This window comes from Aeromicrobium halocynthiae (assembly GCF_039531385.1).
Classification (GTDB): Bacteria; Actinomycetota; Actinomycetes; order Propionibacteriales; family Nocardioidaceae; genus Aeromicrobium; species Aeromicrobium halocynthiae.
Genome location: NZ_BAAAPY010000003.1, coordinates 111,305 through 132,467, shown reverse-complemented (window position 1 = coordinate 132,467; position 21,163 = coordinate 111,305). Strand labels below are relative to the sequence as shown.

The 21,163-nt window shown below is 70.2% G+C and carries 22 protein-coding genes; 20 read left to right on the top strand and 2 right to left on the bottom strand.

The window, feature by feature from the left end; genetic code table 11:
* Positions 1-2: 2 nt before the first annotated feature.
* The 16 genes from rplE (at position 3) to ABD213_RS06110 (ending at position 12,718) form a co-directional block, all read left to right on the top strand.
* On the top strand, positions 3-563 hold the full coding sequence (gene rplE, locus ABD213_RS06185) for a 50S ribosomal protein L5 (protein WP_344325956.1): 561 nt from the start codon (positions 3-5) through the stop codon (positions 561-563).
* 1 nt (position 564) lies between these two features.
* Positions 565-750: a type Z 30S ribosomal protein S14 gene (locus tag ABD213_RS06180; RefSeq protein ID WP_344325953.1), complete on the top strand. Its 186-nt coding sequence runs from the start codon at positions 565-567 to the stop codon at positions 748-750.
* A gap of 96 nt (positions 751-846) precedes the next feature.
* Positions 847-1,254, top strand: a complete 408-nt coding sequence (gene rpsH / locus ABD213_RS06175; protein WP_344325949.1) for a 30S ribosomal protein S8 — start codon at positions 847-849, stop codon at positions 1,252-1,254.
* Between the two features lie 14 nt (positions 1,255-1,268).
* Positions 1,269-1,811: a 50S ribosomal protein L6 gene (gene rplF / locus ABD213_RS06170; protein WP_344325945.1), complete on the top strand. Its 543-nt coding sequence runs from the start codon at positions 1,269-1,271 to the stop codon at positions 1,809-1,811.
* Complete coding sequence (rplR, locus tag ABD213_RS06165; RefSeq protein WP_344325942.1) at positions 1,811-2,194, top strand: 50S ribosomal protein L18; 384 nt, start codon at positions 1,811-1,813, stop codon at positions 2,192-2,194. The genes rplF and rplR overlap by 1 nt, the downstream gene beginning before the upstream one ends.
* A gap of 34 nt (positions 2,195-2,228) precedes the next feature.
* Positions 2,229-2,852 carry a 30S ribosomal protein S5 gene (gene rpsE / locus ABD213_RS06160; RefSeq protein WP_344325939.1) on the top strand — a complete coding sequence of 208 codons (624 nt, stop codon included), beginning with the start codon at positions 2,229-2,231 and terminating at the stop codon, positions 2,850-2,852.
* Positions 2,852-3,034, top strand: coding sequence for a 50S ribosomal protein L30 (gene rpmD / locus ABD213_RS06155; RefSeq protein ID WP_344326288.1), 183 nt, complete (start codon positions 2,852-2,854; stop codon positions 3,032-3,034). The genes rpsE and rpmD overlap by 1 nt, the downstream gene beginning before the upstream one ends.
* Position 3,035: 1 nt before the next feature.
* Positions 3,036-3,476 carry a 50S ribosomal protein L15 gene (rplO, locus tag ABD213_RS06150; protein WP_344325936.1) on the top strand — a complete coding sequence of 147 codons (441 nt, stop codon included), beginning with the start codon at positions 3,036-3,038 and terminating at the stop codon, positions 3,474-3,476.
* A gap of 171 nt (positions 3,477-3,647) precedes the next feature.
* Positions 3,648-4,952 carry a preprotein translocase subunit SecY gene (gene secY, locus ABD213_RS06145; RefSeq protein WP_344325933.1) on the top strand — a complete coding sequence of 435 codons (1,305 nt, stop codon included), beginning with the start codon at positions 3,648-3,650 and terminating at the stop codon, positions 4,950-4,952.
* Positions 4,949-5,515 (top strand): adenylate kinase, encoded by a 567-nt coding sequence (locus tag ABD213_RS06140; RefSeq protein WP_344325930.1) that lies wholly within the window; start codon positions 4,949-4,951, stop codon positions 5,513-5,515. The genes secY and ABD213_RS06140 overlap by 4 nt, the downstream gene beginning before the upstream one ends.
* 12 nt (positions 5,516-5,527) lie before the next feature.
* Positions 5,528-6,310: a type I methionyl aminopeptidase gene (gene map / locus ABD213_RS06135; protein ID WP_344325927.1), complete on the top strand. Its 783-nt coding sequence runs from the start codon at positions 5,528-5,530 to the stop codon at positions 6,308-6,310.
* A gap of 147 nt (positions 6,311-6,457) precedes the next feature.
* A complete protein-coding gene (locus ABD213_RS06130; protein ID WP_344325924.1) occupies positions 6,458-9,094 on the top strand; it encodes an HtaA domain-containing protein in 2,637 nt (878 codons plus the stop codon).
* On the top strand, positions 9,091-10,179 hold the full coding sequence (locus tag ABD213_RS06125) for a heme/hemin ABC transporter substrate-binding protein (protein WP_344325921.1): 1,089 nt from the start codon (positions 9,091-9,093) through the stop codon (positions 10,177-10,179). Before ABD213_RS06130 ends, ABD213_RS06125 begins: the two co-directional genes overlap by 4 nt.
* 85 nt (positions 10,180-10,264) lie before the next feature.
* Complete coding sequence (locus ABD213_RS06120; protein ID WP_344325918.1) at positions 10,265-11,263, top strand: FecCD family ABC transporter permease; 999 nt, start codon at positions 10,265-10,267, stop codon at positions 11,261-11,263.
* Positions 11,260-12,063 carry a heme ABC transporter ATP-binding protein gene (locus tag ABD213_RS06115; RefSeq protein ID WP_344325915.1) on the top strand — a complete coding sequence of 268 codons (804 nt, stop codon included), beginning with the start codon at positions 11,260-11,262 and terminating at the stop codon, positions 12,061-12,063. Before ABD213_RS06120 ends, ABD213_RS06115 begins: the two co-directional genes overlap by 4 nt.
* 4 nt (positions 12,064-12,067) lie before the next feature.
* Positions 12,068-12,718 (top strand): biliverdin-producing heme oxygenase, encoded by a 651-nt coding sequence (locus ABD213_RS06110; RefSeq protein WP_344325912.1) that lies wholly within the window; start codon positions 12,068-12,070, stop codon positions 12,716-12,718.
* A gap of 6 nt (positions 12,719-12,724) precedes the next feature.
* Here the strand turns inward: ABD213_RS06110 and ddaH are convergent, their stop codons facing one another.
* On the bottom strand, positions 12,725-13,606 hold the full coding sequence (gene ddaH / locus ABD213_RS06105; RefSeq protein WP_344325909.1) for a dimethylargininase: 882 nt from the start codon (positions 13,604-13,606) through the stop codon (positions 12,725-12,727).
* A 148-nt stretch (positions 13,607-13,754) separates the two neighbouring features.
* On the opposite strand from ddaH, the gene ABD213_RS06100 reads away from it, so the two are divergent.
* From ABD213_RS06100 to ABD213_RS06090, 3 genes are all read left to right on the top strand, one after another.
* Entirely contained in the window at positions 13,755-14,207 is a 453-nt protein-coding gene (locus ABD213_RS06100; protein ID WP_344325906.1) for an Lrp/AsnC family transcriptional regulator, read from the top strand.
* Between the two features lie 131 nt (positions 14,208-14,338).
* The gene (locus ABD213_RS06095; protein WP_344325903.1) at positions 14,339-16,045 is read left to right on the top strand and encodes a vWA domain-containing protein; all 1,707 of its coding nucleotides are present in this window, start codon (positions 14,339-14,341) and stop codon (positions 16,043-16,045) included.
* Positions 16,046-16,185: 140 nt separating this feature from the next.
* Entirely contained in the window at positions 16,186-17,121 is a 936-nt protein-coding gene (locus tag ABD213_RS06090; protein WP_344326287.1) for a serine hydrolase, read from the top strand.
* A gap of 178 nt (positions 17,122-17,299) precedes the next feature.
* Here the strand turns inward: ABD213_RS06090 and ABD213_RS06085 are convergent, their stop codons facing one another.
* Complete coding sequence (locus ABD213_RS06085) at positions 17,300-20,461, bottom strand: carboxyl transferase domain-containing protein (protein ID WP_344325900.1); 3,162 nt, start codon at positions 20,459-20,461, stop codon at positions 17,300-17,302.
* Between the two features lie 85 nt (positions 20,462-20,546).
* Here ABD213_RS06085 and ABD213_RS06080 point away from each other — a divergent pair, with 85 nt between their 5' ends.
* Positions 20,547-21,152: a TetR/AcrR family transcriptional regulator gene (locus tag ABD213_RS06080; RefSeq protein WP_344325897.1), complete on the top strand. Its 606-nt coding sequence runs from the start codon at positions 20,547-20,549 to the stop codon at positions 21,150-21,152.
* Positions 21,153-21,163: the final 11 nt, after the last annotated feature.

Here is a 21,163-nt window from a genome sequence, read left to right as displayed (position 1 = left end):
TCATGGCCGAGACTGCCACCGCACCTCGCCTCAAGGCGAAGTACCGCGAGGAGATCGTCCCTGCTCTGCAGGACCAGTTCGCCTACGGCAACGTCATGCAGGTCCCGGGCCTGACCAAGATCGTCGTGAACATGGGCGTCGGTGAGGCTGCTCGTGACGGCAAGCTGATCGAGGGCGCCATCCGCGACCTCACGGCCATCACCGGCCAGAAGCCGCAGGTCACCAAGGCCCGCAAGTCCATCGCGCAGTTCAAGCTGCGCGAGGGCATGCCGATCGGCGCGCACGTCACGCTGCGCGGCGACCGCATGTGGGAGTTCCTGGACCGCCTGCTGACGCTGGCCCTGCCCCGCATCCGCGACTTCCGAGGGCTCAGCCCCCGCCAGTTCGACGGCCGCGGCAACTACACGTTCGGTCTGACCGAGCAGGTCATGTTCCACGAGATCGATCAGGACAAGATCGACCGCTCGCGCGGCATGGACATCACGGTCGTCACCACGGCCACGACCAACGACGAGGGTCGCGCGCTGCTCAAGCAGCTCGGCTTCCCCTTCAAGGAGAACTGACATGGCGAAGACCGGTCTGAAGATCAAGGCCGCCCGCAAGCCGAAGTTCGCGGTGCGTGGCTACACGCGCTGCCAGCGTTGCGGACGTCCGCGCTCGGTCTACAAGAAGTTCGGCCTGTGCCGCATCTGCCTTCGCGAGATGGCGCACCGCGGCGAGCTGCCCGGCATCACCAAGAGCAGCTGGTAACCCACCCCCTGACGCAGCAGGTCCCCTCCCACCGGCGTCCGTGACCACCACGGCCGGGACGAGACGGAAACCGCAGCGAGAACGGATACACCCCTCATGACCATGACCGATCCGATCGCGGATCTGCTCACGCGGATCCGCAACGGCAACCAGGCCTTCCACGACGAGATCGTGGCGCCCTACTCCAAGCTGAAGGAGGGCGTCGTCGCCCTGCTGAAGCAGGAGGGCTTCATCACCGACTACGAGGTGCTCGAGCCCGGTGAGGGCGAGGTCGGCAAGAGCCTGCGCGTGACCCTGAAGTACGGGCCGCAGCGCGAGCGCTCCATCGCCGGCATCCGCCGCATCAGCAAGCCCGGACTGCGCGTCTACGCCAAGTCCACCAACCTGCCCAAGGTGCTCGGCGGACTCGGTGTCGCCATCATCTCCACCAGCCAGGGTCTTCTCACGGACCGTCAGGCCACGACCAAGAACGTCGGCGGGGAAGTCCTCGCCTACGTCTGGTGAGAGAGGAGACGAACATGTCGCGCATCGGCAAGCTGCCCGTCGCCGTCCCCAGCGGTGTCGAGGTCACCATCGAAGGCCAGGACGTCCGCGTCAAGGGCCCCAAGGGCCAGCTGTCCCACACCGTCGCCGCACCGATCACGGTCGCGAAGGGCGAGGACGGCAGCCTCGAGGTCAACCGTCCCAACGAGGAGCGCAAGAGCAAGGCCCTGCACGGGCTGAGCCGCACGCTCATCAACAACATGGTCATCGGTGTCACCGAGGGCTATGAGAAGAAGCTCGAGATCGTCGGCGTCGGCTACCGCGTCCTCGCCAAGGGTCCTCAGGCGATCGAGCTGAACCTCGGGTTCAGCCACCCGGTCCCGTTCGAGGCTCCCGAGGGCATCACCTTCACGGTGGAGTCCCCGACCAAGCTGACGGTCGCCGGCATCGACAAGCAGGCCGTCGGCGAGGTCGCGGCGAACATCCGCAAGATCCGCAAGCCCGAGCCCTACAAGGGCAAGGGTGTGCGCTACGCCGACGAGCGCGTCCTGCGCAAGGCTGGAAAGGCTGGTAAGTGATGGCCATCTCGATCAAGCAGGTCAAGGGCCGTTCGGACCGCGCCACCTCGCGTGCGCGTCGCCAGATCCGTGGCCGCAAGAAGCTGCACGGCACCGCCGAGCGGCCGCGGCTGGTCGTCACCCGCTCCAGCAAGCACATCGTGGCCCAGGTCGTCGACGACCTGCAGGGGCACACGCTGGCGTCGGCCTCCACCCTGGAGGCGGACCTGCGCACGCTGGAGGGCGACAAGACCGCCAAGGCCCGCAAGGTGGGCGAGCTCGTGGCGGACCGCGCCAAGGGCGCCGGCATCTCCGCGGTCGTCTTCGACCGCGCCGGCAACCGCTACGCCGGACGTGTCGCGGCCCTGGCCGACGGCGCCCGCGAGGGTGGACTGGAGTTCTGATGATCAACAACGTCAACGAGAACGGGAGTGCCGCATGAGCGCCCAGCAGCGCCGCGGAGGCGGCGACCGTCGCGGAGGCCGCGGAGACCGCGGCGGCGACAAGAGCAACTACATCGAGAAGGTCGTCACGATCAACCGTGTCGCCAAGGTCGTCAAGGGTGGACGTCGCTTCAGCTTCACCGCCCTGGTGATCGTCGGTGACGGCGACGGACAGGTCGGCGTCGGCTACGGCAAGGCCAAGGAGGTCCCCACGGCGATCTCCAAGGGTGTCGAGGAGGCGAAGAAGAACTTCTTCCGCGTCCCGCGCATCCAGGGCACCATCCCGCACCCCGTCACGGGGGAGAAGGCGGCCGGCGTGGTCTTCCTGCGTCCCGCCTCGCCCGGTACCGGCGTCATCGCCGGTGGTCCGGTGCGCGCGGTGCTCGAGGCCGCCGGTGTCCACGACGTGCTGAGCAAGTCGCTCGGCTCGTCCAACGCGATCAACATCGTCCACGCGACGGTCGAGGCGCTCAAGCTGCTGGAGTCCCCCGAGGCTGTCGCGGCTCGCCGCGGCCTCGCCGTCGAGGAGGTGGCTCCCGCCGCCCTGCTCAAGTCCGCGGCACTGGGTGTCGAGGAGGCCAAGGCCGAGAAGGCCGACGCCGCAGGGGTGGGTGCATGATGGCCAAGCTCGAGGTCACCCAGATCCGCTCGGCCATCGGCCGGGCGCAGAACCAGCGCCACACCCTGCGTTCGCTGGGTCTGAAGCGCATCGGCGACGTCGTCGTCAAGGACGATCGTCCGGAGATCCGTGGCATGGTCGAGACCATCCCGCACCTCGTGGACGTCAAGGAGGTGGACTGACATGGCGCTGAAGCTTCATCACCTGCGCCCTGCTCCCGGAGCCAAGACCGCCAAGACCCGTGTGGGTCGCGGTGAGGGCTCCAAGGGCAAGACCGCCGGTCGCGGCACCAAGGGCACCAAGGCCCGCTACCAGGTGCCCGCCGGCTTCGAGGGTGGGCAGATCCCCATCCACATGCGACTGCCGAAGCTGAAGGGGTTCACGAACCCGTTCCGCGAGGAGTACCAGGTCGTCAACGTCGAGCGTCTCGGCGCGCTGTTCCCCGAGGGCGGCACGGTCGACGTCGACGCGCTCGTCGCTGCCGGCGCGGTCCGCAAGGGCCAGCTGGTCAAGGTGCTCGGCACCGGCGAGCTGGACGTCGCGGTGCAGGTCACCGCGCACAAGTTCTCCGGTTCGGCCCGCAGCAAGATCGAGGCAGCCGGCGGAAGCGTCACCGAGCTGTGAGCATCGGCTGATCGACACGACGACGAGGCATCCCCGTGATGCCTCGTCGTCGTCGTCGTGAGGGCCGATGTCCGAACGGACCCGCACCGCCGTTGCCGACGGCATCGCTCGTAGGTCCGACTGTTAGAGTCGCGGGGGCTTCGCCCGGCCCCACGATCGAGGAGGAAACCGGTGCTCAGCGCCTTCGTGAACGCGTTCAGGACGCCTGACCTGCGACGCAAGATCCTGTTCGTGCTGGGCATCCTGGTGCTGTTCCGGTTGGGCTCGACGCTGCCGGCCCCGGGCATCAACGTCCCGAACGTGCAGACGTGCGTCGACGCTGCCGCGCAGGGCGAGAACAGCAGCCTGTTCGCGCTGATCAACCTCTTCTCCGGCGGCGCCCTGCTGCAGCTCACGGTCTTCGCGCTCGGCATCATGCCGTACATCACCGCCAGCATCATCTTGCAGCTTCTCGTCGTGGTGATCCCTCGCCTCGAGGCCCTCAAGAAGGAGGGCCAGCAGGGCCAGGCCAAGATCACGCAGTACACCCGGTACCTGACCCTCGGTCTCGCGGTGCTGCAGGCCACGGGCATCGTCGCCCTGGCGCGCTCGGGCAACCTCTTCGGCGGGGCGTGCAACCTCGACCTGCTGTACTACATGGACAGCATCCCGGCCTTCCTGCTCATCGTCCTCGTCATGGTCGCCGGCACCGCCGTCATCATGTGGATGGGCGAGCTCATCACCGACCGCGGCGTCGGCAACGGCATGTCCATCCTGATCTTCACGCAGGTCGTCGCCACCTTCCCCGGCGCTCTCTGGGGCGTGCGCCAGGTCAACGGCCTCACGACCTTCTCGGTGGTCATCGCCGTCGGCCTGGTCATCGTCGCGGCCGTCATCTTCATGGAGCAGGCCCAGCGACGGATTCCCGTCCAGTACGCCAAGCGGATGGTGGGCCGTCGCATGTTCGGCGGTTCCTCGACCTACATCCCGCTCAAGGTCAACCAGGCCGGCATCATCCCGGTCATCTTCGCCTCGAGCCTGCTGTACCTGCCGGCCCTCTACGCTCAGTTCGAGCCGTCGAGCCGCTACGCGGCGTGGATCAACGACCACTTCGTGCGTGGAGACCACCCGTACTACATGATCACGTACTTCGCGCTGATCGTGTTCTTCACGTACTTCTACGTCTCGATCACGTTCAACCCCGAGGAGGTCGCCGACAACATGAAGAAGTACGGCGGCTTCATCCCGGGCATCAGGGCCGGCCGTCCCACGCAGGACTACCTCGCGTACGTGCTGAGCCGCATCACCGCGCCGGGTGCGGTCTACCTCGGCGTCGTGGCGCTGATCCCGATGGCGGCGGTCGCGCTGCTCGGCGCGAGCCAGAACTTCCCCTTCGGTGGTACGTCGATCCTCATCATCGTCGGCGTCGGCCTGAACACCGTGCAGCAGATCGAGAGCCAGCTGCAGCAGCGCAACTACGAAGGATTCCTGCGATGAGCCGTTTGTTGATCATGGGTCCGCCCGGAGCGGGCAAGGGCACGCAGGCCGTGGGCCTGGCGGAGCGGCTCGGTGCCGTGCACATCTCCACCGGCGACATCTTCCGCGAGAACGTCTCGGCGCAGACCGAGCTCGGGCAGAGGGCGCAGCGGTACATGGATGCCGGTGAGTACGTCCCCGACGAGGTCACCAACGCCATGGTGCGTGACCGCCTCGGCCAGCCCGACGCGCGCGAGGGCTTCATCCTCGACGGGTACCCGCGCACGCTCGACCAGGTCGAGACGCTCGACGGGATCCTCGCGGACCTGGGCGTCTCGCTCGACGGCGTGGTCGCTCTCGTGGTCGACACCGACGAGGTCGTGGCGCGCCTGCTCAAGCGGGCGGAGTCCAGTGGCCGCTCCGACGACACCGAGGACGTCATCCGTCACCGCCAGGAGGTCTACGTGAAGGAGACGGCGCCCTTGCTGCGCGTGTACTCCGAGCGTGGTCTCGTGCGTGAGGTCGACGGCCTCGGCGAGATCGACGAGGTCGCGTCGCGCATCGACGCCGCCCTCGACGCCTGAGCGACGCCCACGGTGTTCGGTCGTGGCATCGAGCTGAAGACCACGGAGCAGATCGAGGTCATGGCGCACGCCGGTGCCGTCGTGGCGGAGGCGCTGGAGGCGATGCGTGAGGTCGTCGCCCCGGGTGTGACGACGGGGGACCTCGACGCCCTGGCGCGCGAGGTGATCACAGCGCACGGTGCGACCTCCAACTTCCTCGGCTACGGTGCCGAGCCGGGGGTCCCCGGCTTCCCCGCAGTGGTCTGCACGTCGGTCAACGACGAGGTGGTGCACGGGATCCCGGGCTCGCGCGTGCTGCGCGAGGGCGACCTGATCTCGATCGACTGCGGCGCGGTCGTCGACGGGTGGCACGGCGATGCTGCCATCACCGTCGGCGTGGGGGAGGTCTCCGAGGAGGTGGCGCGCCTGGTCGAGGTCACCGAGAGTGCGCTCGCGGCAGGGATCGCCGCCGGACGGCTCGGCGGCCGGGTCGGTGACATCAGCGCCGCCATCGAGGCGAGCGTCCGGTCGGCGGGGTCCTACGCCCTGACCGACGGCTTCACCGGACACGGCATCGGGTCGGCCATGCACCAGGCGCCCGACGTGCCCAACACCGGACGCGCGGGCCGGGGTCCGCGCATCGTCCCGGGGCTGGTCCTCGCGATCGAGCCCATGGTCACGCTGGGCACGTCGCGCAACCGCACCCTCGACGACGAGTGGACGGTCGTGACGGCCGACGGTTCGTGGGCGGCGCACTGCGAGCACTCGGTCACGTGGACCGAGGAGGGTCCGCGCATCCTCACCGCGCGCCGCTGACGCACGCTGTCCCGTCGCTGCGAGCGAAGCGGTGTCCCGTCCTCGTCCATCCTTCGGACGGGGAGGGGTGACAGTGCTCCTCAGGATGCTTTAAGTTAGGCACGCCTTGCCTTGGTGAGGTAACCCTACCCTAAGGAATGGTCTGTCATGTTCGATCGCGCCCCCGAGCGGTCCGCTCCCTCGTCCCCGACCTCGAGCGCGAGGATGCTGCTCGCTCTCGCCCTGGCCGTGCTGCTGCCCGCGAGCCTCCTCGGTCCGGCCGGCGTGAGCGCCGCCGCTGCCGCACCGCAGGGACCCTCGGTGGAGGTCTCGGTGTCGGAGTTCTCGGTCGAGGGTGTGCAGTCGGTGACGGTGACGGGTCGTGGGTTCGATCCTGGGGCGGCGACGGGGACGCGGCCGCCGTTGGCGGGTCGTCCTGGTGGTGTCTACGTGGTGGTGGGCAAGTTCGCGTCGTCGTGGCGGCCGTCGCAGGGTGCGCCGTCGTCGTCGCGCAAGGTCGGTTCGCAGAAGTGGGCGGTTCTTGCCGAGGACATGGGCCGGATCGGTGGACCGGGTGCGGGGGCGATCGAGCTGCGTCCGGACGGGTCGTTCACCGCGGAGCTGGTGGTGGACAAGGCGGCGTTGGACGAGGGTGCGGGCGCGTCCTTGACGGAGTACGGGATCTACACCTACGCCGGCTCCGGTGCGGTGGCGCCGGCGTACGAGACGGCGACCCCGATCACGTTCACCGAGCCCGAGCCCGAGCCCGAGCCCGACCCCGATCCGGAGCCGACCGGTCCGCGCCTCGACGTCACGATCGTCGAGCAGGTCCGCGGCCGGCTCGCCGTCGACGTGCGTGGTGCTGGCTACGCCACGACCAGCCCGGGCATCTACGTGGGCATCGCCGAGTCCGGCGGCGCCGACCCCACCGACGCGACCGCCTACCGCGGCACCGTCTTCGTGCCGCACACGCAGATGGGTGCCGGTGGGACGTTCACACGGCGGATCACCCTGGACGCGGCGGAGATCGCGACCCTGCGGACCGACCGCAGCTACAGCCTCTACACCCTGAAGGCCCACGGTCAGGCCGTCGCCGACCCGTCCCAGACCGTCGAGAAGCGCCTGACCCTCGACGTCGCCCTCCTGCGCGGTGGTACGGGCACCGGCGGCGGCCAGCCGGCCCCGACCGACCCGGTGTCCCCGGGCGCACCACCGATGCCCGGCACGGGGCCTGGTGGGGGCGGCGGCGCATCGTCGAGGACGTCCGGCTCCCTGACCTGGGGAGTGGCGGCGGACTTCCGTTCCTACGTGACCGGTCCGATCGCTCGTGGCTCGGTCAGCGTGGCCGGTGGCGCGACGGCCTTGGGCGGGGCCTACCGGTTCCCGCAGCGCAGCAGCGACGCCCGTGGTGCCGACGCGCGCGGAACCACCGGATACGCGGGCTCGGTGCGCTTCTCCGGGCACTCCGGGGCGCTCTCGCTCACCCTCGCCGACCCGAGCGTGGTCGTCCAGGGTGGCGGCCGCGGGCTGCTGACGATCGAGGTCGACGGCGTGCGGCGCGGCTTCGCGACGCTCGACCTCTCCGCCGCGGCCCGCACACGGTCCGGGGGCAGCACGACGTACCGCGGTGCGCCGGCACGCCTGACCGCCGAGGGTGCGTCGGCGTTCCAAGGCTTCTACGCGGCCGGTCGTGCGCTCGACCCGGTCACCTTCACCGTCGGCGCGGACTCGCCGCGGTCGTCGGCGGCGGCGCGGACGGTCGCGACGTCGTCGCTGTCCTCGAGTGAGGACTTCCAGCCGCCTGCGACACCACCGTCGCGCACCGGCGCGACGATCGACGTGGACGACCCGGACGGCATCCGTGCCGGTGACCGCATCACCGCCTCGGCCGACGGCTTCCAGCCGGGGGAGCAGGGCATCGCGGTGGTCGTCTACTCGAGCCCCGTGGTCCTGGCGCGCGACGCCTCCGCCGACGAGGACGGTCGCGTCGAGTGGACCGGCAACCTGCCTGGGGACCTCGAACCAGGCGAGCACACGCTCACCTTCCAGGGCAGCGTGACGCGCGGGGTGTCCTTCACGGTCGTCGAGGACGACGAGGTCGGACCGTGCCTGGTCGAGGACGCGACGCTCACGTGGGGCGTGAAGGAGTCCTTCCGCGCCTACGTGTCGGGCAGCATCGCGAACGGCGACTGGAGCACCGAGGGTGCCGCGTCCTACGAGACGCCGGAGTTCCGGTTCGAGGCGGGCGCGGGGTCCCTGTCGGAGGACGGGACGCAGGGCGACGTCGAGTTCGACGGCGCTCTGCGGTTCACCGGTCACGGCGGGGCGTTGGCCGTCACGCTGGCCAACCCCGTCGTGCGCTTCAGCGACGCGGACTCCGCGGTGCTGATGCTCGACGTGACCTCCGGTGACCGCGCGGCCGCGGAGGCGGGGGACACCTCCACGCGGACCACGACGAGGGTCCCGTTCGCCGACCTCGACCTCGCGGCCGCGACGAGATCGGACGCCTCGGCGCTCCGCTTGGAGGACGTGCCGGCCACGCTGACCGAGCAGGGACACGGCGTCTTCGACTCCTACGAGGCGGGCACGGTCCTGGATCCCGTGGACCTGACGGCCACGGCGGCCGACTGCGGCGCGACGGCTGCGCCGCTCGACGAGGCCGCCGGTGACGCGCAGCCGCGAACCGCGTCGGTAGGCGCCACCTCCGGTCCCTCGGCGCTGTGGTGGGGTGCCGGTGCTGCCGCGCTGGTGCTGACCTTCGCCGCCGGTCTCTGGGCCGGTCGTCGTCGAGGGGCCGCGACGTGAGGAGGGTCGCCCTCGCCCTGCTCGCGCTGCTCGTCCTCGCCGGGTGTGCGGCGCCCGCGGCGTCCTCCGGCGACGGCCGGGCGGGGACGCCCGACCGGGTCCCCCTGAGCGAGGTGGAGCCGCTGGTCGACCCCGCGGCGCACGAGGGACCCAGCACCGCCGTGCTCGCAGACCGCGCGATCGAGCCCGTCGCCGAGGCGCCCGACCAGACCCTCCCGGTGACGGTGACGTCGTACGACCGGTCCGGTCCGCGCGACGTGACGATCACCGACACCGACCGGGTGCTCGCCCTGGACCTCTCGGGGAGCCTTGCCGCCACGGTGTGGGGACTCGGTCTCGACGGCCTGCTCGTCGGCAGGGACGGTGCCACCACCTTCGCCGGCAGCGAGGACCTGCCCGTCGTCACGAACGACGGCCACTCCCTGAACGCGGAGTCGATCCTGCGCGCCCGGCCGACGTTGGTGGTCACGGACGGCTCGGTCGGTCCGCGCGACGTCGTCCAGCAGCTGCGAGACGCGGGCGTCCAGGTGGTCTTCCTCGAGCGGGAGTCATCGTTCGAGGGGGCGTCGAGGCTCGCCCGCGACATGGGGCAGGTGCTCGGCGTGCCGGCCGAGGGGCAGGCTCTCGCCGAGCGGATCGAGCAGCAGGTGGCCGATGTCGGCACGGACGTCGAGCGCCTGGCGCCCGACGACGAGGACGACCGGCTGCGCATGGTCTTCCTGTACCTGCGCGGATCCGCCGGTGTCTACTACCTGCTCGGGGAGGACTCCGGCGCCGACGACCTGATCCGCACGCTGGGCGGGGTCGACGTGGCCGGCGAGCTCGGCTGGCGCGACGTCCAGCCGTTGACCGACGAGGCCGTCGTGGCGGCGGACCCGGACCTCGTCCTCGTGATGACGTCCGGACTCGAGTCGGTCGGCGGCATCGAGCAGCTGCTGCAGGACAAGCCCGTGCTCGCGCTGACGTCGGCCGGGAAGAACCGTCGCTTCGTCGACATGGCCGACGGGGACGTCCTCTCGTTCGGGCCGCGCTCGGCCGACGTCCTCGACGCCCTGGCCCGCGCCGTCTACGCGCCGGACCGGTGAGCAGGCGGTGGCGATGACGACCCTCACGAGGAGCGCAGCCACGACCCCGCGTCGCCGACGGTCGCCCGCGCCCACGATCGTCGTGATGGCCGGATTCCTGGTGCTCGGCGTGCTGGTGGCCGCGACGGTCGGGCAGCTGGACGTCACGCCGGCCGCCGTCCTGGGCAGCATCCTCGACCGGGTCGGCATCGCGACCGCGTGGCGTCCCGAGCCGCTGCTCGGCGACGCCCTGTGGTTCATCCGGTTCCCTCGCATCGCGATGTGCGTCGTGGTCGGCGGCGCCCTCGCGGTGGCGGGGGCGGTCATGCAGGCCGTCTTCGGGAACCCGCTCGCCGAGCCGGGTGTCGTGGGCGTCTCGGCAGGCGCGGCCCTCGGCGCGGCGATCGCGATCGCGGCGGGCCTGACGTTCGCCGGGGGCTGGGCGGTGGCCGTGATGGCGTTCGTCGGCGGTCTGGTCGCGACGCTGTTCGTGTACACGACCGCGCGCCGCGAGGGCCGGACGGAGGTCGTGACGCTGCTGCTGACGGGCATCGCCGTCAACGCGTTCGCCGGAGCCGGACTGGCCCTCGTGCTGTTCGCCGGTGACACCGCCTCCCGCGAGCAGATCGTCTTCTGGCAGCTCGGGTCGATGAACGGCTCACGCTGGCCCGAGGTCCTGATCGTCGCGGTCGTGGTCGTCGGTGGTGCGACCTTCGCGGTCCTCGCCGCACGCCAGTACGACCTCCTCGCGCTGGGGGAGCGGTCCGCCGCCCACCTGGGCGTCCGTGTGGAGCGGCTGCGGATCGCCTCCGTCGTCGTCGTCGCCCTGCTGACCGGTGCAGCCGTGGCGTTCGTCGGGATCGTGGCCTTCGTCGGGCTGGTCGTGCCCCACGTCGTGCGCATGCTGCTCGGCCCGAGCCACACGACGCTGATCCTCGGCAGCGCGGTCGCCGGGGCGGTGCTGCTCGTGTGGGCCGACGTGCTCGCGCGGACCCTCGTCGCCGGCGCCGACCTCCCCATCGGGTTGCTGACGTCGGCCGTGGGTGGCCCGTTCTTCCTCCACCTGGTCCGCCGCGCCCGGTCCCGAGCCGGAGGATGGGCATGAGCGCGGGCATCGCGATGGTGCTGCGCGGTGTCGGCTGCGAGCTCGGTGGCCGGACGGTGCTGCGCGACGTCGACCTCGACCTCCCGTGGGGGTCGGTGACGGTCGTCGTCGGCCCGAACGGGGCGGGCAAGTCGACGCTCCTCGGCGTCCTGGCCGGGGACCGACGGGTCAGCAGCGGGTCGGTCACGCTCGACGGCGCCGAGCTCGCGCAATGGGTCGGCCCGCAGCTCGCCCGTCGGCGAGCGGTCCTGACCCAGGAGCAGGAGGTGACCTTCGGCTTCACCGTCCGGGAGGTCGTCGCCATGGGCCGTTACCCGTGGACCGACGAGGCCGACCTCGCGGCCGACGAGGCCGTGGTCCACGACGCGCTCCGGCGTACCGACGTGCTCCACCTCGCCGACCGCTCGTACCGGAGCCTGTCCGGTGGTGAGAAGGCACGGGTCTCCCTCGCCCGCGTGCTCGCGCAGGACACGGAGATCGTCCTGCTCGACGAGCCCACCGCCGCTCTCGACCTGCGCCACACCGAGGAGGTCCTCGGTGTGGCGAGGAGGCTCGCCCGATCCGGCCGGTGCGTCGTCGTCGTGGCGCACGACCTCACGCTCGCCTCGGCCTACGCCGACCTCCTGGTGATCGTCGACGACGGGCGCGTCGCCGCACACGGATCGCCCGCCGACGTCCTCACGCCCGAACGGATCGAACGCACCTACGGCCTGCCGGTCGACGTGCACGCGCTCGGGGACCGCCTCGCGGTGGTCCCGCGGCTCAGCGCCACCTCACCCCCACCCCCACGAGAAGGATGACGACATGACGATCGCGAACGACCGGGCCCCGAGCCTGGCGAAGCTGCTCAAGGACGGCTCCGCGGCCGAGCACACGGCGGCGGAGGGGTCGAGCTTCATCGGCGAGCTGCTCGCGGGCCGGGTGAACGAGCGCGGTTACGCGGACTACCTGGCGCGGTTGCGCCGTGTATATGAGGCGTTGGAGCAGGCGGGTCGTGCCCTCGGCGGCGACCCGGTCGTCGCGACGGTGCTCGACGCGGACCTCGAGCGGCTCGACGCCATCGACGCCGACCTCGCCCACTGGGGTGCCGGTGACGCGAACTCACCGGCCACGGACGCCTACGTGGCGCGCCTGCAGACGTGCCACGACCACCCGGTGCGCTTCGTCGCCCACCACTACACGCGCTATCTCGGCGACCTGTCCGGTGGTCGGGCCATCGGTGCGATCGTGCGCCGTGAGTTCGGCCTGGGCGACGGCCCCGGGGCCGAGTTCTACCGCTTCGAGGCGATCGACAAGCCGAAGCCGTACAAGGACGCCTACCGTCGCCGCCTCGACGCGCTTCCGCTCGACGCCGCCGGACGCCAGGAGGCGCTCGGGGAGGTCAAGCGTGCGTTCGCCCTGAACGGCGGGCTCTTCGCCGAGCTGAGCGCCGACCTGCCTCGCTACCGTCGGTGACCGCGCTCAGGCGTGCCACTCCATCGTGCAGCACTTGACGCTGCCGCCGGCCTTGACGAACTCCGAGAGGTCGACGGGCACGGGGGTGTAGCCGCGAGCCGCGATCTCCTGCGCGAGGCGGGTCGCGGCGCTCGGCAGGACGACGTTGCGACCGTCGCTGACGAGGTTGAGGCCGAACGCGAGGGCGTCCTCGACGCTGCAGTGCAGCGCTCCGGGGAAGAGATCGTCGAGGACGGCCCGACTCGACGCGCTGAAGGCCTCGGGTACGTAGGCGATGTCCGCGGGGGCGTCGCCACCGCCATCGTCGAGGATGCCGAGGGCGACGTCGAGGTGGTAGAAGCGAGGGTCGACGAGCTCGAGCGAGACGACCCGCCTTCCCAGCACTCGTGCGGCCTCCTCGTGCGCGGCCACGGAGGTGCGGAATCCGGTCCCGGCGAGGATGACGTCGCGCAGGACGAGGAAGTCGCCCTCGCCCTCGTTGACGTGCTCGGGGGTGTGCACGGAGATGCCGTGTGCGCGGAGCCAGGCCGCGTGCGCCTGCGCCTCGGGGCGACGCTCGTCGTGGCGGAATCGGGCGCCGTAGGCGCGGCCGCCCACGACGACGGCGCCGTTGGCCGCGAAGACCATGTCGGGCAGTCCCGGCAGCGGCGCGAGGAGCTCGATGCGGTGACCGAGGTCCAGGTGCGTGCGGTGCAGCTCCTGCCACTGGCGCATCGCTCGGGCGCGGTCGACCGGGACGCTCGGGTCCATCCACGCATTGATCGCGTACGCCACCTCGAAGTGCTCCGGGGTGCACATGCCGTAGGCCCGGGTGCGAGCCGATCGGACCGGCTCGATGACGGGGCGGGTCCGGGGCAGGGGGCCGGTGGGATTCTCGAGGATCGTCATGTGGCGGTGGCCTCCTGTGATCGCGCAGTCTGCAACGATCCCATCGTACTGATCGCGATGGACGGCGATGACCCTCGATCGTGTGCGTCGATGTGGCAGTATCGAAGGTGCATCGTCGAACAGCGTCGATTCATTGCGTGGAGGTGACGTGGACGACATCGACCGCTCGATCATCGACCTGCTCAGCCAGGACGGGCGGGCCGCCTACGCCGCGATCGGCGCACGGGTCGGCCTGTCCGCGCCAGCGGTGAAGCGTCGCGTCGACCGTCTGATGGAGGTCGGGGTGATCCGTGGGTTCACCGCAGTCGTCGACCCCGATCCGATGGGGTGGTCGGTCGAGGCGTACGTCGAGGTCCACTGCCGCGGCACGATCTCCCCGGAGCGCTTGCGGGCCGCGTTCGCGCGCGTGCCGGAGGTGCACTCGGCGGCCACGGTCACCGGCCGGGCCGACGCGCTCCTGCGCATCGTCGCGCGTGACGTGCCCGACCTGGAGCGAGCGCTCGAGCTGGTGCGCGTCGAGGTCCCCGACGTCGACCACACCGACACGACCGTCGTGTTGTCCCGCCTCATCGACCGGCCCGGAGTGGTGCGCCGCTCCTGAGGCGAGCGAGGAGGCTCGTGCACCGCGAGGGCGATGGTGATGCCGTCCTGCCGTCGGGGTCGGCGCCCGTCCTGTCCTCCATTCAGGCATTCGGCGGCTGCAACCGACGTCCCGGACCTAGGGTGTGGCGCGTGCGCCGCTCTGCCGTTGGACTCCTCGCCCTGATGTCCATGCTCGTCGGGTGCGTCCCGTCGCTGGAGGCCCGCGAGGAGTTCCGACGCCCCGTCCCCGCGGACATCCCGCCGTTGCCGGCCATGGTCGTCCTCGACGCCTCCGGCTCGATGAAGGCCGACGACGCACCGGGTGTGCGGTTCGAGGCGGCCCAGGCGGCGGTCCGGACCCTGGCCGATGCCTTGGAGCCCGGTCACGAGATCGGCCTGCTCGCGTACGGCACCGGCACCGGATCCAGCGACGAGGAGGCGGCGGAGGGGTGCCAGGACGTCAGCACGGTGGTCCCGTTCGGTGCGTTGGACGCTCCGTCCTTCGTGGCCGAGGTCGACGACCTCGCCCCGTCCGGGTACACCCCGATCGGCCTCGCGCTCGAGCGTGCCGTCGAGTCCCTGCCCCAGGACGGCGAGCGCGCCGTCGTCCTCGTCTCGGACGGCCTCGACACGTGCGCCTCTGAGGGGCTCGGCCCAGAGCCCTGCGAGCTGGCCGAGGGCCTGCCCGAGGGCGTGACGGTGCACGCCGTGGGATTCAAGATCACCGGCGAGCTCGAGGCCCGGGAGCAGCTCGACTGCATCGCCGCTGCAACTGGCGGCCTGAGCCTCGACGCCTCCAACGCTCGCCTGTTGCGCACCAGGCTCCTCGCGGCCTTCGACCCCGGCCGGGCCGGCAACAGCCTCCAGCCCGGCGAGTACCGGGGCGTGGAGCCGGGCATGACCGTCGCGGAGGTGAGATCCGTCGTCGAGGACCTCCCGGACGTCGCGACCGCCGGTGAGGTGGAGGTGCGCTACGTCGACTGCACACTGATCTTCCGCGACGGGGTGGTCCAGCGGATCGTCCCGACCACCGACGACGTCAGGACCGTGGACGGCGTCGGTGTCGGTGACGACGTCGCCGAGGCGCTGGACCTCTACGCCGACGGAGGGTCGACGCCGCAGGTCGAGGGCGACACCGTGGCCCTGCCGGCGGACGGAGCGGCCGGCACCGGGTTCGAGATCACGTTTGACGGACCGGTGTCAGCGGGGGTGCCGACCGGTTCGATCACGCGGATCGTGCTGTGCCTGTGCGCCCCGGGCGGCGCACCGCCGGTGCGGGTCATCAACCCCTTCGACGCCGACGGCAGCGTCGGGTCGCAATGGCAGGTGTCCGACGAGCGCGGAACACGGCTGGCGGGCGGAGAGGGCGACGTCTTGACTGGCGGAGGATTCGGTCCGTCACCCCACGGTGTGGGTCCGGATACCTACTATCTCGGTGCCTCTGCCGACTCGGCCCACGCATGCTGGGGGATGCCTCAGGACGCCTACGCGGTGCTGTGCATGGTGGATCCGTGGAGCACTGAGCTCAGGCAGCTGTCGCTGGAGGCGCCGTTGCCACGCGTACAAGCCGCCGACGACGCCTGGCCGTTGGGCATCGAGCTCGAGGACGGCTCACGGTGGGCGGCCCGTAACGGCGGCGCGTGGGGCGGTCGGGACGACGACCTGATCCCCATCTACTACTGCGTCGACGAATGTCCGTCGACCGACCTGTACGTCCTCGCCGATGGCTCGGGGACGTCCACCATGCTCGAGGAGGACGACGGGTGGTACGTCCTGGTCGGAGAGATCGGCGACATCGCCAAGGAGTACCCGGCGCCGAAGAAGGTGCGGGTGAGCGAGGTGAGGTACATCGGGTGAGTCGGCTCGTGCTCGGACGTCGGACGCGCCGAGGGACACCGTCTCGACCACCGGCCGCGGGAGGCCTCACCCGACCTCTCCGGTGATCCCCGGGTGACGCCCGTCGCGGAGGAGCGGGGACCTACGCTGGTGAGGTGGTGATGCGTACAGGACTGACCTCCGTCGCGGTCGCCGTCGTGCTGGCGGCGGTGGCCGGTGCACCTGTCACGATCGCGCCACCCGTGACGCCGGTCGAGCCTCCTGGGACCGCGACGACAGTCGCTGCCTCGGCGCCTCTGGACGCCGCATCCGTCCTCGCCGACGCCGTCGGCGGCCTTCGCGACCCGGCCGACGAGGCGGCCGACCTTGCGGTGGGCGCCGTCCTCGAGCACGAGCTGGCCGGGCTCGGCGCCGACGTCTCGGTCGCGGTCATGGACGTCGAGTCCGGCGCGGAGCTGGTGGCGGGCCGGACCGTGGTGGAGGCGGCGAGCACCGTCAAGGTCGACATCGTGGCGACGCTCCTGCTCGGCCAGGACGGTCGTCCTCCGCGGCAGCAGCGGGCCCTCGCCCGCGAGGCGATCGAGGTCAGCGGGAACGAGGCCACCGACGCCCTCCTGGCGCTCGCCGGCCGCGACGACGTCAACGCCTTCCTGTCGCGGGTCGGGGCGGTGGACACGCGGCTCGAGACGTCGGAGTGGGGCAGGGCCGAGACCACGGCGACGGACCGCCTCCGCGTCCTCCAGGCCACGCTCGGTCCCGACTCGCTGCTCGACGAGCAGGACCAGCGCATGCTGCGACGCCTCATGCGTGACGTCACCGAGGAGCAGCGCATCGGCGTCGACGCGGCTGCCGACGACCCGGCGAGCGCCCTGCTCAAGGCCGGCTACCTCCCCGATGCCGACTCCGACCGCTGGTACGTCTCGAGCATGGGCGAGGTCGTCCGCGACGGACGCACGTACCTGGTGGCCGTCGTCTCGGCGGGCAACGAGGGACTCGAGGACGGTACTGACCGGATCGAGAAGGCCGCGGTGCTGGCGGTGGACGCGGTGGCGAGCCTCGCCGCGACGGGGGAGCGCTCAGAGGGAGGATCGGGCTGAAGTCGCGGTCCTGGAAGGCGACGGACTGGTCCGAAGCCGAGTTCGCCCCAGGGGAAGGGCTCGAGATGTCAGAGCTCGACGAGTGCGGGAGAGCCGTTCTCGTGACGAACCGTGCCGCTGACGTTCTCGGCGCCAAGCGCGGTCGGCTCGAGTGGCTCGGTCAGGCGAGACGACGGACTCACCAGGTGTCGATGAAGGTGCGCCGAGGTCGGTCGACGGCAGTATCCATCGATCCGACTGTCGCCATGATCCACGTCCGGCTCTCAGAAGGATCGATGACCTCGTCGAGCTCGTGCTTCATGGCGCCGTTGATGGCGCGCCCGGTGTCGTAGTGCGCGTCGAGCAGCTCGGTGTACCGACGCTCTCGTGCAGCGTCGTCCTCGATCGCGCCAAGTTCCTTCGCGTACCCCAGGCGGACGGCGCCCTCCAGACCCATCCCACCGATCTCTCCGGTCGGCCAAGCGACGGTAGCCAGTGTTTGGGCGAATCCGCCGGCGGCCATGGCCTGAGCACCCAAACCGTAGCCCTTGCGCAGGACGATGGTGATCATCGGGACGCTGAGATGCGAGCCGATGACGAAGAGTCGACTGACGTGGCGAACGGTGGCTGCTCGTTCGGCTTCGGGCCCCACCATGAACCCAGGGGTGTCGCACAGGGAGATCACTGGCAGGCCGTGTGCGTCGCACAACTGGAGAAAGCGAGCCATCTTGTCGGCTGCGTCGACATCGATGGCACCGCCGAGGTGTCGCGGGTCGTTCGCGATCAACCCCATCGACCTGCCCTCGACGCGTACCAGTGCCGTGACCGCTCCGATACCGAAGTCCGTCCGAAGCTCCAGGACCGAGTCCTCGTCAGCGATCAGTCTCACGACCTCCCGGATGTCGTAGACGACTTTGCGATTCTCCCCGATGACGTGACGCAGTCGTCTCTGGTCCGCCACCGTCCAGGCGGTGGATTTGTCGCTGAAGAAAGAGAGATACGACGTCGCGGTCGCAATGGCGTCGTCGTCGTTCTCGACGACCACGTCGACCACGCCGTTCGCGGACTGGATGTCCATGGGTCCGATCTCCTCAGGCGAGAAGCGACCCAGCCCGCCGCCCTCGATCATGGCGGGACCGGCCATGCCGAGGTTGGAGTCGGCGGTCGCGATGACGACGTCGCAGCACCCAAGGAGTGCGGCGTTGCCGGCGAAGCAGCGACCCGTGAGGATCCCGATCGTCGGGACCAGTCCACTGAGGGACGCGAACATCGCGAACGTCGTGACGTTCAACCCTGCAGCGATGGTGTCGACGGTGTCGGTGTCACCAGGTCGACCACCCCCGCCCTCGGTGAAGAAGACGACCGGGAGGCGGCGCGACCTGGCAACGTGGAGTAGTCGGTCGGTCTTCTTGTGGTTGAAGTATCCCTGAGTACCTGCCAGGACGGTGTAGTCGTAGGCGAGCACGGCCACCTCGGTGCCGTCGACCCTCGCAAGCCCGGTGACGATGCCGTCTGCGGGCGTGCTCCGGATCAGGTCGTCGAGGTCTCGTCGGCTTCGCTGAGCGGCGACCGGCAATGACCCGTACTCCACGAAGCTGTCCTTGTCGGTGAGCCGGGCCACCTGCTCGCGAGCTGTGAGATGGCCGCGGGCGTGTCGTTTGGCGACAGCCGTGGGCCGAGCCGCATCCAAGGTCAGTTCGCGACGCTCACGCAGTTCGGCCAGGTCCGGTCGGATGTGGTTCAGGTCGACAGCGGCGACTTCGCCGTCGGTCGTGTGCGCGTGTTCGGAAGCGCGCACGTCTGCTATGAGCTGACCTTCGAGAACCGTCTGCCCGATCCCCACAGCGAGGGACTCCAGGACGCAGGCGTGTCCTGCCGTCACGGTGTGCTCCATCTTCATGGCTTCCAGCGTGACGATCGGTGTGCGGGGATCAAGGCGGTCACCAGGGCCGACATGAACGGCGACGACGGTCCCTGCTGTGACTGCCGAGACCGATCCGGAATGCTCTGCGATCGTCTCAACGGTCCTTGCCATCGCGTCATCGACGAAATCGGTGGTCGCCATCCCGGCCGCGAAGGTGGGGTGAGCGAGAATCCTCAGCAGCTCCGCGCGGTTGGTTTCGACGCCATCGATGGACAGAGCTTCCAGTGCTGCGGCGGCGTCTGCTGCTGCTTCTGCGAAGTCACCGGTGGTCGTGGTGACGACCTTGGCAAGGAGGGGATCGAAGGTGCGGTCGACGACCAGGCCGTCGAAGACATGAGTGTCGACCCGCGCACCTTCGGGCAAGTCGACTCGGGTGACCGTGCCCGTGGTCGCGGAGACGGTGCCGCGGTGTTGCCGCTCGGCGTTCACACGAGATTGGATCGCGTAGACCCCGGTCCGAGGCCGGTCCAGGCGGATCTGTTGCAGGGAGTCGCCGACAGCTATGCGTAGTTGCGCCACCACGAGGTCCACGTCGGTGACCTGCTCGGTGACGGTGTGCTCGACCTGGAGGCGCGGGTTCACCTCGATGAAGGCATGGTCGAACTGAGGTCCTCGATGGAGCGACCGTGCGTCGACCAGGAACTCGACGGTGGCCAGGCCGCGGTAGTCGAGCGGAGCGACGAGCCGCTCTGCATGCCCCTCGAGCACCGCACGCTGCTCCTCGCTGAGTGCGGGGCTGGGAGCGACCTCGATGAGCTTCTGGTGTCGTCGCTGGATGCTGCACTCTCGCTCACCCAGCGTCGCCACCGCGCCGGTACCGTCTCCGATGACTTGCACCTCGATGTGCTTCGCGTGGGTCATCATTCGCTCGGCGTACACCGCGCTGTGGCCGAATGCGCGGCCCGCCTCCGATCGACAACGATCGATGGCCTCGTCGAGCTCCTCCAGTCGTCGCACCACTCGAATCCCGCGTCCGCCCCCGCCGGCGACCGCCTTCACCATGATGCCGTCGGGGGAGTCGACGAGCAGCTCACGGGCGTCCTCGGGCGAGTCGAGCGTCGAGGTGGCGGCGAGTACGGGAACCCCGCTCCTCACGGCGTGCGCCCGTGCGCTGGCTTTGTCGCCGAATAGCTCGAGGACCTCCGGCGCAGGTCCGACGAAGATCAGGCCGGCCTCGAGGCACGCCCGTGACAATTCAGCGGTCTCGCTCAGGAATCCATAGCCGGGATGGACGACATCGCTCCCGCTCTCGCGAGCGGCTCGGACGATCTCGTCGACGTCCAGGTATCCGTCGACGCCGGCTCGGGCGAGCAGCGCCGACTCCGGAGAGGCGTCTTCGCCCTCGACGTGCACGTGCTGCACGGTCCAGTCCAGCGCCGTCACGGCCCGTTCGATCCGGACGGCGATCTCGCCGCGGTTGGCGATGAGGACCTTCATGCCTGCTCCCATGCGTTGACGTTGGTGTCAATGGGTACACTGTCACGTCGTTGACACCAATGTCAACGGTTGGGATACTCGCGGCATGAGTTCAGGCTGGTCGGTACGCGAAGAACACGACCGCGCAGGGACCGACCGTCGAAACGAGTTGCTTGCCGCCGCTCGCGGCGCCTTCGAGGACTTGGGATACGGGGCGACGACGATCGCCCAGATCACCGATCGGGCGGGAGTCAGTCGTGCGACCTTCTACGTCTACTTTGCCTCGAAGAACGAGGTGTTCGCTGTCCTCGCCCGGGAGGTGCGTGACCGGTTCGAGAAGGCGCAGGACGTCAGCGACCTGGCAGCTGAGGACGTCCCCTCGGTCCTGCGTCATACGATCGCTACGACGCTCGCCGTCACTGCCGAGCATCTCGCGCTCATGACGGTGCTGGATCACCAAGCGCTGGCCGATCCGGAGATCAAGCGAATGTGGGGTGGAATCCGGCACGAGTCCGTCCTGCGCACGGCCCGCTACCTCGAACGTCAGGCCGCCGCGGGGCGGATCCAGCCGGCGGCCTCGGCGGAGGCTCTGGCCCTCATGGGCGCGGGCATGAACGATCGCTGTGCGCCGCTCGTCGCCGACGGGTCGATGCGCGCCGAGGACGCGGTAGCGGAGATGCACGCCATCTGGATGGCCTGTCTGCGTCGTTGAGGAGCGGACCC